This is a genomic window from Flavobacterium aerium, from assembly GCF_030766725.1.
Lineage (GTDB): Bacteria > Bacteroidota > Bacteroidia > Flavobacteriales > Flavobacteriaceae > Flavobacterium > Flavobacterium aerium.
Genome location: NZ_JARQWR010000003.1, coordinates 59,467 through 74,059, shown reverse-complemented (window position 1 = coordinate 74,059; position 14,593 = coordinate 59,467). Strand labels below are relative to the sequence as shown.

Annotated in this window: 11 protein-coding genes; 4 read left to right on the top strand and 7 right to left on the bottom strand. The window is 32.8% G+C overall.

What is annotated here, in order from left to right:
• The first annotated feature begins 13 nt into the window (after positions 1-13).
• Positions 14-1,549 carry a YifB family Mg chelatase-like AAA ATPase gene (locus P6733_RS04835; protein ID WP_306350511.1) on the top strand — a complete coding sequence of 512 codons (1,536 nt, stop codon included), beginning with the start codon at positions 14-16 and terminating at the stop codon, positions 1,547-1,549.
• 10 nt (positions 1,550-1,559) lie between these two features.
• On the opposite strand, the gene P6733_RS04830 is transcribed toward P6733_RS04835, so the two are convergent.
• Complete coding sequence (locus tag P6733_RS04830) at positions 1,560-2,684, bottom strand: glycosyltransferase family 9 protein (protein ID WP_306350509.1); 1,125 nt, start codon at positions 2,682-2,684, stop codon at positions 1,560-1,562.
• 394 nt (positions 2,685-3,078) lie between these two features.
• On the opposite strand from P6733_RS04830, the gene P6733_RS04825 reads away from it, so the two are divergent.
• Positions 3,079-3,297: a hypothetical protein gene (locus P6733_RS04825; protein WP_306350507.1), complete on the top strand. Its 219-nt coding sequence runs from the start codon at positions 3,079-3,081 to the stop codon at positions 3,295-3,297.
• A gap of 111 nt (positions 3,298-3,408) precedes the next feature.
• Positions 3,409-5,319, top strand: a complete 1,911-nt coding sequence (locus P6733_RS04820) for a Kelch repeat-containing protein (protein ID WP_306350505.1) — start codon at positions 3,409-3,411, stop codon at positions 5,317-5,319.
• 100 nt (positions 5,320-5,419) lie between these two features.
• On the opposite strand, the gene P6733_RS04815 is transcribed toward P6733_RS04820, so the two are convergent.
• Positions 5,420-5,884, bottom strand: coding sequence for a DUF417 family protein (locus P6733_RS04815; RefSeq protein WP_306350503.1), 465 nt, complete (start codon positions 5,882-5,884; stop codon positions 5,420-5,422).
• Between the two features lie 958 nt (positions 5,885-6,842).
• On the opposite strand from P6733_RS04815, the gene P6733_RS04810 reads away from it, so the two are divergent.
• Entirely contained in the window at positions 6,843-9,587 is a 2,745-nt protein-coding gene (locus P6733_RS04810) for a zinc-dependent metalloprotease (RefSeq protein WP_306350501.1), read from the top strand.
• A gap of 91 nt (positions 9,588-9,678) precedes the next feature.
• Here P6733_RS04810 and mqo read toward each other — a convergent pair whose 3' ends face one another.
• From mqo to P6733_RS04785, 5 genes are all read right to left on the bottom strand, one after another.
• On the bottom strand, positions 9,679-11,250 hold the full coding sequence (gene mqo / locus P6733_RS04805; protein ID WP_306350499.1) for a malate dehydrogenase (quinone): 1,572 nt from the start codon (positions 11,248-11,250) through the stop codon (positions 9,679-9,681).
• A complete protein-coding gene (locus tag P6733_RS04800) occupies positions 11,247-11,501 on the bottom strand; it encodes a hypothetical protein (RefSeq protein WP_306350498.1) in 255 nt (84 codons plus the stop codon). The genes mqo and P6733_RS04800 overlap by 4 nt, the downstream gene beginning before the upstream one ends.
• Positions 11,502-11,724: 223 nt before the next feature.
• On the bottom strand, positions 11,725-13,092 hold the full coding sequence (locus tag P6733_RS04795) for a DUF4932 domain-containing protein (RefSeq protein WP_306350495.1): 1,368 nt from the start codon (positions 13,090-13,092) through the stop codon (positions 11,725-11,727).
• Positions 13,093-13,191: 99 nt separating this feature from the next.
• Entirely contained in the window at positions 13,192-13,959 is a 768-nt protein-coding gene (locus P6733_RS04790; RefSeq protein WP_306350494.1) for a leucine-rich repeat domain-containing protein, read from the bottom strand.
• A gap of 6 nt (positions 13,960-13,965) precedes the next feature.
• Complete coding sequence (locus P6733_RS04785) at positions 13,966-14,583, bottom strand: hypothetical protein (protein WP_306350492.1); 618 nt, start codon at positions 14,581-14,583, stop codon at positions 13,966-13,968.
• Positions 14,584-14,593: the final 10 nt, after the last annotated feature.

Sequence of the window (14,593 nt, the reverse complement as noted above, 5' to 3'; positions counted from 1 at the left end):
AAACGAGAATAATATGTTGATAAAAGTATTTGGAAGTGCTGTATTTGGAGTGGAAGCAACTACTATAACGGTAGAAGTAAATATGGATCGGGGTATTGGATATCATTTAGTTGGATTACCAGACAATGCGATAAAAGAAAGTAGTTTCAGAATCGCTGCTGCTTTAAAGAATAATGGATATACAATGCCAGGTAAGAAGATTACGATTAATATGGCACCTGCTGATTTACGAAAAGAAGGCTCAGCTTACGATTTAACTTTGACCATGGGTATACTAGTGGCTTCAGGGCAAATACAAGCAGAGAACATTGCAAAATATGTTATCATGGGTGAATTATCTCTTGACGGGAGTTTACAACCTATTCGAGGAGCATTACCCATTGCGATTAAAGCAAAGGAGGAAGGATTTAAAGGTTTCTTTCTTCCAAAACAAAATGTAAAAGAAGCTGCCATTGTAGAAGGTTTGGATGTATATGGTATTGAAACAGTACAAGAGATTATTGATTTTTTTGAAGGTAAATCTATGTTGGAACCTACAATTATAGATACACAAGAAGAATTTAATAAAACCTTAGATTTCCCTGAATTTGATTTTTCCGATGTTAAAGGACAAGAATCCATTAAGCGCTGTATGGAAATTGCAGCAGCGGGAGGGCATAACATCATTTTGATTGGACCGCCAGGTTCAGGAAAAACAATGTTAGCCAAACGGCTCCCCAGTATTTTACCACCCATGACCTTGGAAGAAGCACTCGAAACAACAAAAATCCATAGTGTAGTTGGTAAAGTGAAAGATTCTGGGTTAATGAGTCAACGTCCATTTCGAAATCCACACCATACAATCTCAGACGTCGCCTTAGTAGGAGGAGGAACCTACCCACAACCCGGTGAAATATCAATGGCACATAATGGGGTTTTATTTTTAGATGAACTACCAGAATTTAAACGAACGGTATTAGAAGTGATGCGTCAGCCGTTAGAAGATAGGGAAGTAACAATTTCAAGAGCTAAATTTACAATCACTTATCCATCATCCTTTATGCTGGTGGCTAGTATGAATCCTAGCCCAAGTGGGTATTTTAATGATCCCGATGCTCCACTGTCAAGCTCTCCACAGGAAATGCAACGATATATGGGAAAAATCTCTGGGCCATTATTGGATCGAATTGATATTCATATTGAAGTAACTCCTGTTCCATTTGAAAAACTATCGGAGGAACGAAAAGCCGAATCGAGTACTGTAATTCGAGAACGAGTAACAAAAGCCAGAATGATTCAATCACACCGTTTTACTACCCTTGAAAAAGTACATTATAATGCTCAAATGAATCCCCAACAAATTAGAGTTTATTGTGCTTTGGATGACATTTCAAAAAACATGCTGAAAAATGCAATGGAGCGATTGAATTTATCAGCCCGTGCTTACGATCGAATTTTAAAAGTTGCGCGCACCATAGCCGATTTAGATGATGCAGCAGATGTTAATGGACAACATATTGCGGAAGCCATACAATACCGAAGCTTAGATCGTGAAGGGTGGTTGGGTTAGGTTCCTTACTTTAAACAGGCAAGCATTCCATTGTAAAATGGAAAAAATCAAATAGTTCGCTGTCAAAGAAGTAACTGAAACCATTTAAAATAGCCGCTTTTTTAGTCTTAAGTATTTTTCTTAAGGCCTTAATAGTATCTTGTAGGGTATTATGATTTGTATTTATGGCAAGACTATTTTCATTATAAGGAGCATAGACCTTAGAATCAGTAACAGAAAAGAGTCCTACAGTAGGTGTATTTACCGAACTAGCCAAATGCATAATTCCACTATCTGCTCCAATAAATACATCAGTATTAGCAATAAGAGCTCCTATTTCTCGGATATCATTACTATAGAAAGTTGGCGCTTGGAAATCTATTTGCGAAACATTTTCTTTTGGAAGCACTTCGATGATATTATAATTTCCAAATTCCCTTTTTAAGTTCCTATAAAAAGTAGTCCAATACGATACGGAATATTTTTTTGCTCCAGTGGCGTAAGTAAAAAGGCTGATTGTTCTTTTCTTGTTTTTTACTAGATTATTGAGGAGCATTTGTCCATTTTCAAATTCAATAGAACTTAATTTAAGGTTTAATGATGGTATAGGTTTGGATTTTAATTTATTAAGATAAAATCGAAGACTATAAACAGGATATTTTGCAATGTGTTCTGCATCAGGATATTTTTGATTACTTAATTCATGGTCATCTCCAAATAATTTATGTGTTGAATTGGATAATTGAGTGGATAATCTTCCTGATGATGAATAGTTTACAACGTTAATCACTAAATCATATTTGTTTTTTCGGACTAATAACCAGGCTTTTATATAGTTTAAGAGCTCTTTGAAAGGTTTTCGAGGCAATTGAATTATTGTCTCAACATGGTCATAATTCTTGAATAGAATGGGAGCTAAATTTCCTTTTACAAATAAATCAATTTTACAGGCAGGGAAAGTAGTGATGACTTCTTGTAAAAGTGGAGTAATCAATAAGAGATTACCGAGCCGATCATTAGGTCGACTAATTAAGATTCGTTTAATGGTATTCGATGGACTAGTATTAAGGGATAAATGGTTGTGATTTCCTATTCCTTTAGCCAATCTACGCATTATAATTCTTCTCCAATCATTAATCATTTCTAAAATTCCCATACTCTAATTTTTAAATAGTTATATTTCTTTCCTGTTAATTTATTATTATTAAATTAACTATATATTAATTTTATTTTTATGATTTAACTAATTTTATTGAATTTAATCTTTTTTATTTAACGATTTTGGAAAGCAGTTTATTGTGGTTTAAGTCAACTTTTTTGATTTGACTTAAACTCCTACATAATTCTTTAAGGTGAATATTTGTAGTATTTTGATTATCAAATAATTAAAAAATATATTTATTACGTGTTTAGTAGTTCGTAATGTGATTTTGTCTATTTTTATAAGAGAAAATAGATTTCAAATTGCGAATATTTGATTTTATAAAATAGTCAGAAACTCAACTGACTTTAAATGCTTGAGTATGCTAAACCATATTAAATCTTGAATTATGTTAAAAAAAATTTTGAATTTAGAAGGGGTTAAAAAAGTAGAAAAACAACAGCTAGTAATGATTATTGGCGGAGGTAGAGAAGATGGATTCACTCCAGATTGTTTTTATGACAATAGTAGCGCATTAAGTAATGGATGTAAGGCACAACCGACGAATCCATCATGGGTAAGCAGTTGTACTTATGTTTGTGTAAATGGACATTGGGTAAAAAGCTAATAAGAAATAAAAAAAGCTTATATAGATCATTTACTATATAAGCTTTTTGAATATTATATCTGCAAAATTTTATTGAATTTAAGAGAATACTAATCATTAAATGATCGATTTATGAAAATAAAAATTACTCTGATTCTATTTTTATTCTTCCCATTATTAATTTTTGGACAATGGTCGTCGGTAACAAGTTTTCCTTCCTCTGGAAGAACCTATCCATACTGTTTTACAATAGCAGGTAAAGCCTATTTAGGTTCGGGGTTTAATTCCTCTTCTAATGCCACAGTTGATCATTATGAATATAATCCAATAACAAATAATTGGACAACAAAACAAGTTCCTCCCTTTTCGGCAAGAATGGGAGCATTTAGTTTTTCGATAGGAAATTACGGTTATATCGGTTCAGGCAGTACAAATGGTGGTGCAAACAATTTAAATGACTTTTGGCGATATGATCCAGTTACTGATACTTGGGTTCAAATGGCAAATTTCCCTGGAGTAGGTAGGGTTGAGGCTGCAGCAATGGTAATTAATGGAAAAGCATATATTGTAAGTGGAGTAAGTAGTTCTGGAGCGCCAAGTGATTGCTGGGAATATAATCCAGTAATGAATACGTGGACTGCCAAAAGTAATCCTCCTGCGGGTTTTACTCCAGGTTATGTAACTGGATTTACCTATGGTAATAATGCTTATGTAGGAATTGGCGGATTCAATTCATCCTCAAACAATGATTTTTGGAAATACGATCCAGTATTGAATTCATGGACACAGCTAGCAAGTTTACCTTCTGCACCTCAAACTAGAACTTGGACAATCAGCGGTGCGGATTTAATTGCTGGAAAAGGTTTTGTTGGATTGGGAGGTTTTAGTTCTGCCTCAAATGCCGATTTTTGGATGTATGATTTCGGATCTGATACATGGCAAACTACAACGAGCTCCTATAACCATGCTATAGGACTAGCTTCAGGAAGATCATTTCAATTATTTGGAGAAACGTATATCGGAATTGGAGCAAAAATAGGAGGAGGGATTGATAATACGATTTACAAATATTCCTGCCTTTCAATTCCATCGAACCTTCAAACAGGATTATTGGCTTATTATCCTTTTAATGGTGGAAGTCTAGCCGATTATTCAGGTAATGGACATAATTTGGTAAATACAACAACAGCAATTTCTGCTTCAGATCGTAATAATAATGCGAATTGTGCTTTTGAGTTTGATAATATTCCCAATACAAATAATGAGTTTTTAAAAGGAACCAATACAATCTTTTTAAATGGACTAACAGAACTTTCTGTTTCTTGTTGGTATCAACCACTAGATGTGAGTAGAAATCCGGGATCTTATGAAGGATTAATTAGTAGAGATCAAGCATTAAGCTGCCCAGACCGAATGGGACAATGGTCTTTAAGTTTGTATGATTGTAGACGAGCTGTATTTTCTAGAGAAAATAGTGTTTGGGATATCCCTAATGGAAGCTGCGATGTTACTATTAATACAAATGTTTGGCACCATTTGACAGCAACTTATAATCAAGTAGGGAATACGATCAAATTGTATAAAGATGGAGTCTTGCAAGATACAGCTACTGGTGTTGCAGCTTGTGGTACTGTAAGCCCCTTTACAATGGATATAGGGGATTTATTTATAGGGAAACTTTATACTGGACGAATAGACGATATATTTATTCATAATCGAGAACTTTCTGTAACCGAAATTAATCAGTTGTATACTTTGGGAAGTTCATGTTGCCCAACTGCTGTTTTATCAGTAATCGATCATCCTGAGATTATGAATTCCAAAAAAATGAAACTTTATCCAAACCCATCCGATAGTTTTATTACCATTGAAATAGCAGATACTATTAAATCAGTCCTGCTGTATGAACTTAATGGTAGAGAGGTGATAAATCAAAACGGAACCGATAAAAAATTAGATATATCCAGTTTAAATTCAGGTATTTATATCGTTAAAGTAAACACTAATAATGCTACTTATATTGATAAAATAATAAAAAAGTAAGTACTTCAAAAGCAACAAAAACAATTCAATTCATACAGTTAGCTACTAAATAAGTTGACCAGTATGAATTGAATTGTTTTTGTTTTAAAGAGTAACTGGATTATTCCATTTTCGGTTTAATTGCTTCTGGATAATGCAGTATCATCAATCCAAAACCTAACATTACAATATCTTTTAAAATAAAGAAATCGGTAATGAAGACACCATCTTTTATAGCATTGATACCCGGTGTAGTAAGAAGAAAACTTAATGTTGTTACAAACGTGATGACAATCCCAATGGTGGCTACAATCTTAAAGAAATGAAATCGAATGCTTAATAATAAAGCAATGGCGATAGCGATTTCTATAATTCCGATTACATTAGAAACCGTTTGTACATCCATAATACTATACATCCATGAGGTGAATGGGTGGTATTCAACTAAGGGTTTAATGGCTGCAGCTTCAATAGGGGTGAATTTGAAAAAACCAATCCATAACAATATTAAAGTGGTCCCTAAAAGTGAAATGTAATATCCAATTTTGAAAAGTAAAAGAGAGTAATCTGAAATTTTAGATTTCATGTAAAATGTTTTTAATTAATAATAAATCTGTGTTTTATATTTATTTAGTCGATTATTAATTTAAATCCTGACAAAAATTTCAATTTTTTTTCTGAAAATTATTTTAATCTTTTAAGTTCAGTTTTTTAGAAAAACTTTTTTAGGTGTAATTATATTAAAAGAATTATTTACTGAAGTAAAATGAAGTATTCAATTGCATTATCTTGAACTTTTAGTGAGGTAGTTATGAAAACTATAGTGTAATGTGCTAAAATGATATGTTTAATCTGAAATATTGTATTGAATATAATGAATTTGCTTTTTTTTGCGACTGTAAAACATTGATTTTGAAGTATTCACAAAACGCGATTTTTATAATAATCAGTATTAAGTATTTTTTTTTGATGAATACATATTTTTTTAACCATTTAAATAGTGATATATTCTCATGAATGGGTATATTGTTGTTAAAATAACAAAATAAAGCTGTTTTGTTATTTTTTACAAAAAAAGATAAAAAATAGATATATTTGGAAATAATATGTTAAAGTTTTATTAACAAACTAGTCTAACCAAAAAACGACCAAAAAATGGAACAAAAATTATTTGTTACTAAGCTTCCAATTTCACTGTATACAGATGAAAGTAGAAGGGGAGACAGATTATCTTTTACTACAAACACTACAAGAGAATACACTCTTACAAAACCGTTTGACCTCCATGTCCGGTAAACAATTTGAATTTGAAAACTTAATAGATATTAACTAACTGCTGACTGACAACAAGTGCATTTTTTAATTTTCAAATTACCCGAACTGTAATTTCCCTAATCCAATGGGAAAATAGAAAAACTAGAAAACCATTATTGAAAATTGTGATGCTTTAATTATTCTTGAAATAAATAACCACTATTTTGAGACAAAGTAATTCAACTTAATTTGAGGTAATAACTAATTAACAAACACAAAAAAATCCCACAATGAAAAATAGAATATTACTATTTGTTATTATTCTTTTTGCAATTACGGAAGGACATTCCCAAACAGATAAGTTTTGGAAACTTTCAAAAAATGATAATATCGAATTATCAAAATCAGCAAAAAGAGCAGACTTTCCAGAAAATTTCCAACTTTTTGACCTTGATCTTTCTACGATGCGTCAAGCATTGTCGAATGCAACAAATAGAAGCGAAGTAGGAGCAAAAGGAATTATTATTTCAATTCCCAATGCAAATGGAAGTCTTGAAAGCTTCAAAGTATATGAAGCAAGTAACTTTGAACCAGCTTTACAAGCACAATTCCCAGACATTAAAGCTTATGCTGGTGTTGGAGTGAATGATGCTAAAGCACAAATTCGCATAAGTTTAGATTCAAGAGGAATCCAAACGATGGTGATGAGAACAGATAATGGAGACGAATTTATGGAACCATATTCTGCGAATGGAAGAACCTATGCTGTTTATAGATCACAAAGAAATAAAGGAGAATTACCTTTTACATGTTCTACAGTAGAGCAAAATATTACAAATGATTTATCAAGCACAATACCAACTAATGCACGTTCAAGTGCTGCAAGTTTATTAACTTTTAGATTAGCGCTTTCTTGTACAGCAGAATATTCAGCTTATTTTGGTGCTACAAGTGCTGCACAAGTAGCCAACGTATTAGCGGCATTTAATGCTACTATAACACGTGTAAATGGAGTTTTTGAAAAAGATTTTGCAATTCATTTGAATATCATTGCGAATACATCTAGCGTTATTTATTACGATGCTGCAACAGATCCATATACTGAAGTTGTTGATGATGAAGCACCAGGAGAATGGAATGCAGAACTTCAAAGTACATTAACAGCGCAAATAGGTGAAGCAAATTATGACGTAGGTCATTTATTTGGAGCCTCTGGTGGAGGTGGAAATGCAGGTTGTATAGGTTGTGTATGTAATAATGGTAAAGGTAGTGGATATACATCTCCTTCTAATGGAGTTCCATCTGGTGATACATTTGATATCGATTTTGTTGCCCATGAATTAGGACACCAATTTGGAGCAAACCACACTTTTACACATATGTCAGAAAACAATGCCGTAAATTTAGAACCAGGTAGTGGATCAACAATTATGGGTTACGCAGGTATTACTAGTCGTGACGTACAAAAAAATTCAGATAGTTATTTCCATGCAGGAAGTATTGCTCAAGTTCAGGCTAATATGGCTACAAAAACTTGCCCTACCGTTACTGCATTACCAAATGTTGCACCAGTAGTAAATGCAGGAGCAGATTTTACAATTCCTAAGAGTACACCTTTTGCACTTACAGGTTCTGCAACTGATGCAAGTGGTGGTGCATTATCTTACACTTGGGAACAATATGACGATGCTCCAACAGCAGCTTATTTATGTAACGATACTTTTGTAGCACAAGGAGATAACGATTGTTTATTAACAAGTACAAAATTAAGAGGTCCATTATTTAGATCGTATAGCCCAACAGCTTCTCCTACAAGATATTTTCCAAAAATGTCATCTGTATTAGAAGGATCTACAATTACCAATGGTTTAGAAATAGTTACGGAAGCATTACCATCTATTGCAAGAACATTAAACTTCAGATTGACAGTTAGAAATAACGTTGTTGTTCCAGCAGGTCAAACGAATTTTGATGACATGATTGTAACAGTTGATGATACAAAAGGTCCTCTTAAAGTAACTTCACAAGCTGCAGAAGGTATTTCTTTAAATGCAGGTACAACTCAGACAATTACATGGGATGTTAATAATACAAACACCATTGCTGGTGGTACTAATGTTGATATCTTATTATCTACAGATGGTGGACAAACTTTCTCTGTAGTTTTATTAGCAAACACGCCAAATGACGGAACTCAGGATATTACAATTCCTAATGGTACTGCTGCTCCATATTGTAGAATCATGGTTAAAGCAAGTAATAGTATTTTCTTTAATGTAAACAGTAAAGATTTCGCAATTGGATATGTAGTAACAAATACTTGTAATACCTATAATGGTGTATTCACTAATAGTGCTATTGCTGCACAATCTCCATTGACCTATGTTGCTTATGGAGCTGTAAATATTCCAGATAATGTTATTATTACAAACTTTAAAGCAACTGTAAATCTTACACACCCAAAAATCAGTGATTTACGTATTGCATTGGTTAAACCAGGAAGTACAAGTATTGATATCGTACTTTATCAGTCTGGTTGTACAGGTACAGTTGCCAATATGAATGCTACATTCGATGATAATGGTGTTGCACTTGATTGTGCGGGAATAACAGGTGGTAATACTTACAAACCATTTAGCCCATTATCTGTATTGAATGGAATGAACTCTGCGGGTAACTGGAGATTAGCGATTGCCGATTTGGCTGTTCCAAATAACGGTACATTAAACAGTTATTCTTATACAGTATGTTCAAAAACAGCAGTATTAGGAACAGAAAGTTTCAAATTACAAAACTTTGTAATTTATCCAAATCCAAACAAAGGTAATTTTACAGTACAGTTTGATTCTGCTTCGAATAACGAAATCAAAGTGAATGTTCACGATATTCAAGGAAGACAAGTATTCGCAAAATCATACCAAAATACAGGAGTATTCAATCAGAATTTAGAATTGAAAAACATCCAGTCTGGAGTATATTTAGTTACCGTGCAAGACGGAGCTAGAAAAGAAGTTAAGAAAATTGTTGTAGAATAATTAAACAATAATTTGTTACAGTCAGTTAGTTAAAAGAAAACCTGTTCATTAATTTGAACAGGTTTTTATTTTTTAATAAGTATCGTAAATATTAATTAGAAGGAATCTCTTTCCAAACAATTCCCAAACGTTCACTATTTCTTTTACGGATTTCGTTGGCTAAAGGAATATTATCCGTTAGTTTTTGTCCATAGGATGGAATCATTTCTTTTATTTTAGCTTGCCATTCTGGTGTTTTAAGTTTGTCCTTATAGCATTTTTCAATTACTTTCAGCATAATAGATACAGATGTAGAAGCCCCTGGTGAAGCTCCCAATAAAGCGGCTACACTACCATCGGATGCTGTAACCACTTCGGTTCCAAACTGCAAAATTCCACCCTGTGTTGTTTCATCAATTTTGATAACTTGTACCCGTTGTCCAGCAATCTTAAGATCCCAATCTTCCATTTTAGCTTTAGGGAAATATTCCTGTAAAGCTTGTAAGCGTTGTTCTGGAGTTAATACAACTTGTTCAACTAGATATTTTGTTAAGGGAACATTGTCTAATCCTGCTTCAAGCATGGGTCTTATATTATAGAAATTGAATGATTCCGGTAAGTCTGTCCAAGCACCATTTTTTAAAAATTTAGGTGAGAATCCAGCAAAAGGGCCAAATAATAACTCTTTTTTGCCATCAATAATACGAGTATCAAGATGTGGAACAGACATGGGCGGTGAGCCTACGGAGGCTTTACCATATACTTTTGCCTGATGTTGGGCTATTATTTCTGGATTATTACAAACCAACCATTCACCACTAACAGGAAATCCACCATATCCTTTAGATTCAGGGATACGTGTTTTTTCCAATAGAGGAAGAGTAGCACCACCTGCACCAATAAAAAGAAAACGTGCATTAATTGTTTTTGTGACTTTTGTTCCTAAATCTTTTACATAAACCCGCCAAGTGCCATCTTTATTTCTTTTAAAATCGGTTACCTCATGGTTTACTTTCAGCAACGTTTTTTCAGATTTTACTAAGTTATTGGTTAACTCCTTGGTAAGGGAACCATAATTAACATCTGTACCAATATCTATCTTTGTAGCAGCCACTTTTTGTGCAGGATCACGGCCATTCATAATTAATGGAATCCATTGATTGATTTGTTTATGATCATCAGAAAATTCCATTCCTGTAAATAAGGGGCTTTTTTGAAGGGCTAAAAAACGTTTTTTAAGATAAGTTACATTATCTGCACCCGTAACAAAACTCATGTGTGGGGTAGGATTGATAAAGGTTGCAGGAGGACCTATTTTTTTTGCATCTACAAGATAGGACCAAAATTCCTTAGAAATTTCAAAAGACTCATTGATTTCTATAGCCTTATGAATGTCAATCGAACCATCGCTCATTTCAGGGGTATAATTCAGCTCACACAGAGCAGAATGTCCTGTTCCGGCATTATTCCATGCTGCGGAACTTTCTAGGCCTACAGCATCAAGTTTTTCATACATCGCAATAGAGAGTTTTGGATCAAGTTCTTTGAGCATTGTACCCAAGGTAACACTCATAATTCCTCCACCAACTAATACGACATCTACGGTCTCACTGTCACTATTCTTTTTATCGCTACAGGAAACTAATAAAAAGAGTGTTATACTATAGATTATACACTTTTTCATCGGTTATGGGTTTCAATTAGAAAATGGATCACTTTAGCAAAAGAAAATAAAAACAGGAATATGATGAATCCTGTAATGAAAGTAAAAGCAGGCAAAATCCAACCTCCAATACCTCTTGGAGTTGCTAATAAATAGACAGTTCCAATGATTGTACCCAGTGCAATAACATAGGCTAAAAAGGAGAAGATGGAAGATAACACTCGAAGTGTTTTTTGCTGTTTTTTAATTTCTGTAGAAGTACTTGTTGTCATAATTTTCTATTTTTAGAGGTAAATAATTTAAAATAAGACATTTAACGTAATTCTAAAGGTAGAAAATTATTACTAGAAAATTAACATTTGCAAAAAATATGTACATGAGCAATGCTTACTATTGATAAAAATAAAATTGCCAAGACTTAAAGTAATACTTTAGGCCTTGGCAATATCATGTTGTAATGTTTAACTGTTGAATAAAATGAAAATCTATTCCGTTTTATTGTTCTGAACTCCATTGTAATATAGCAGGATAAATATCGGCTATTGTGGTGTTTTTCGCTTTGTTTTTGTACAGTTCAAATACTTTTTCATTGAAACTTTTGAAGTTTGTAAATCCACGACGTTCAATCATGCGTTTTTCTACATTTTCATTGATTATTTTAAAATCATCCGCATTGAAATTATCCGAAGTATATAACGTAAACACTGCCCATGTCATGTATTCATTAAAAATTAAATAAGGAGTAGAGTAATTATCTGCACCGCTTTTTGCCTTTGTCCATGTATCTCTATTGGCAAAAGCCTTATCAATTTCACTAAGGTATTTGTCTGATACCGGATTTACATAATTATGATCTATTTCTGTAAAAACCATGCGGGTCATTAAACCCTCAGTAATTTTTTCATTATAGGTAGAATTTTCCATAGGCCCAGCAATAAACATTGCAGCTTGTTTGAAATTTCCACTTTCAAACATATTAGCCGAATGACTTCCATTGACAAGTGGTGAAAAAGTAAGCCAATAATTATTATAATGATTATTGAAATTACGTTCCAACCAATCCCATTGTTTTTGTATTGGAATTTGTTGATTAATTAAAGTGATTAAAGCATCATAATACGGTTTATTCGCTTGAAAAAAGGCTCTGAAATTCGTTTTTTCTGAAAAATCTTGTAGCTCCTTTACAAGTGGTTCAACATAATTTTTATTACTCCAGTTCAATCGATCATAGGTTTTACTCTTTACAATTTTATTGCCTTTGAAATAAAATCCACAAGCATCCATTTTGATATGAGAATAAGCCCCATCCTTTAATATTGCATTAATATCACTAACTATTTTTTCATTTTTGAAAGAACCAAAGTGCTCCATTACTTTTTTAAAATACTCTGTATCTTTATTGACTAAATATGGGCTTTCTATTCCTTGAGGCGTTAATGCAATGATAATATGCACTAGTTCTTGTACTTCAGGTATTTCAAAATTATACTTGCCTTCATGTTCTTTGATGTAGCTCTTGGTAAAATTGGTCGCTGGAATTTCCTTTTTAACATCAATTCGTGTCCAACACGTATCTTTATTATTCAATACGATAAGGAAATCATACGTTTTGTTTGCTTTTACAGTGAAGGAAATAGAATCCATGTCCGTGTAAAAAGTGATTTTTTTGTTTTTACTAGCCAATGTATTGTAAACATCAGGTTTTGCATTGGGTGTTAAATTCCAACTCCCTTTTTTAAAATTTTCCCCATCACGAATATCTACTTTCGTTGAAGTAGCTTTGATAACGGGTAGCTTGTTTTGTGCCGAAACTATTGTAAAGGAAAGGAATGCAAGGAGCAGTAAAAATGATTTTTTTGCCATAATAAATTGTGGGAATTCTGAGGGTTATAAATAAAGCACAATATAAATCGAATCGTTGATTTATACTGTGCTTGTTATGTTATTTAACGTATTTGTTTTTTACCAACCAAAATCTTTAAGATTTACAGTACCATTCATATTAATGTTCGTGATAGGAGTATTGACACAAGTAAGTGATTTAAGAGATCGTAAACCGATGATGTTGATTTTGGCTAGAAACTCATTATCATTCACATTAATTTCTTCAATGTTTTTGAAAGGAGTGAAATCGAGATTGCTCAACCAAGTTCCACTTAGATTAATAGATTTAATCGCTGGACATTTATCGGCCTTAAACTCCGTAATTTTATTCGATTGTACTTCTACTTCTTCTAAGTTAGGCAAATTACTAATGTCAATTTTAGTAAGCATATTTCCATCAATCTTTAATTCTTTTAGTTTTTTAAGCTCCGTTAGATTGATAATACGAATTTTATTCTGTTGCAGGTAAAGTGTTTCAAGATTTTTTAATCCTTTGATATTAACACCTTCAATTTGACTATTAAAACCGTAGATTTTAACCAAACTAGTCATTCCTTCAAGATCCAGTGTTTTTATGTGATTATCATAGAAACCAAATTCCGTTAGGTTAGTGAAGCTTTTGATGCCTGTAAGGGAAGAAATGTCGGCCTTGTCAATGTATAATCGAGTTACTTTTTTAGCTTCAGCCACTTGTATTTCACCATCACCATTAGTGTCAATTTCCAAATTGATTAGAGTTTGTTTAAAATTGGCATCTGGGATTTTTACAATTTGAGCTTTCATCGATACCGGTATAAGCACACTTACAAGAGCAAAGTAGGTATATAGAGATATTTTTTTTAACATGATGGTCTATTTTTGATTACTGATCACAGTGTTAATAATTTGTCCATTACTCGTTATTTCTACATAACCAATTACTTCTTCTTCTGCAGCATAAGTCTGTGTGAAATCAGAATAAATAGGGTTTGTACTGACAGTATTACCGGAGTAAACATTGTAGGTAGTAGACGTACCAGTTTGTAAAGAAACTGTTTTCTGTTTTTCAAATTGAATCCATGTTATGATGCAATATTTTCCTGGCATTAAATCGGTAAATTCAAAATTCCCCTGATTGTCTAGGAATCTCCCTTGAACACGATAGGCGAAAGCATCATTTGTCATTGCTGCTTCTCTTTTTCCTCTTTTATCCTTTTTTTTCAATTCCATGAATTCTGAAAAATAAGGCGTTACTGGAAATAGAATAATAGATGCCCCTTTATAGGTATAATAAGGTTTTTTCTTTTTTAGAAGAAATGCATTTCCTTTGATAGAGGATGTACCAGTCTGTAATAGCTGACTTGTTTCTGCTTCATTGAAAGTACTGCTGGTCGGGAATAGATACTCTATTTTCCTTTGCCCATAGGTAACTACTGAACTTAGGATAAAACAGGCAATACTAATTGATTTGATGATTGTTTTTTTATTCATAAAGTGATGC

Coding starts and splice junctions, on each gene's coding strand:
- P6733_RS04835 (WP_306350511.1), top strand. CDS start 14: ATGTTGATAAAAGTATTTGGAAGTGCTGTATTTGGAGTGGAAGCAACT.
- P6733_RS04830 (WP_306350509.1), bottom strand. CDS start 2,684: ATGGGAATTTTAGAAATGATTAATGATTGGAGAAGAATTATAATGCGT.
- P6733_RS04825 (WP_306350507.1), top strand. CDS start 3,079: ATGTTAAAAAAAATTTTGAATTTAGAAGGGGTTAAAAAAGTAGAAAAA.
- P6733_RS04820 (WP_306350505.1), top strand. CDS start 3,409: ATGAAAATAAAAATTACTCTGATTCTATTTTTATTCTTCCCATTATTA.
- P6733_RS04815 (WP_306350503.1), bottom strand. CDS start 5,884: ATGAAATCTAAAATTTCAGATTACTCTCTTTTACTTTTCAAAATTGGA.
- P6733_RS04810 (WP_306350501.1), top strand. CDS start 6,843: ATGAAAAATAGAATATTACTATTTGTTATTATTCTTTTTGCAATTACG.
- mqo (WP_306350499.1), bottom strand. CDS start 11,250: ATGAAAAAGTGTATAATCTATAGTATAACACTCTTTTTATTAGTTTCC.
- P6733_RS04800 (WP_306350498.1), bottom strand. CDS start 11,501: ATGACAACAAGTACTTCTACAGAAATTAAAAAACAGCAAAAAACACTT.
- P6733_RS04795 (WP_306350495.1), bottom strand. CDS start 13,092: ATGGCAAAAAAATCATTTTTACTGCTCCTTGCATTCCTTTCCTTTACA.
- P6733_RS04790 (WP_306350494.1), bottom strand. CDS start 13,959: ATGTTAAAAAAAATATCTCTATATACCTACTTTGCTCTTGTAAGTGTG.
- P6733_RS04785 (WP_306350492.1), bottom strand. CDS start 14,583: ATGAATAAAAAAACAATCATCAAATCAATTAGTATTGCCTGTTTTATC.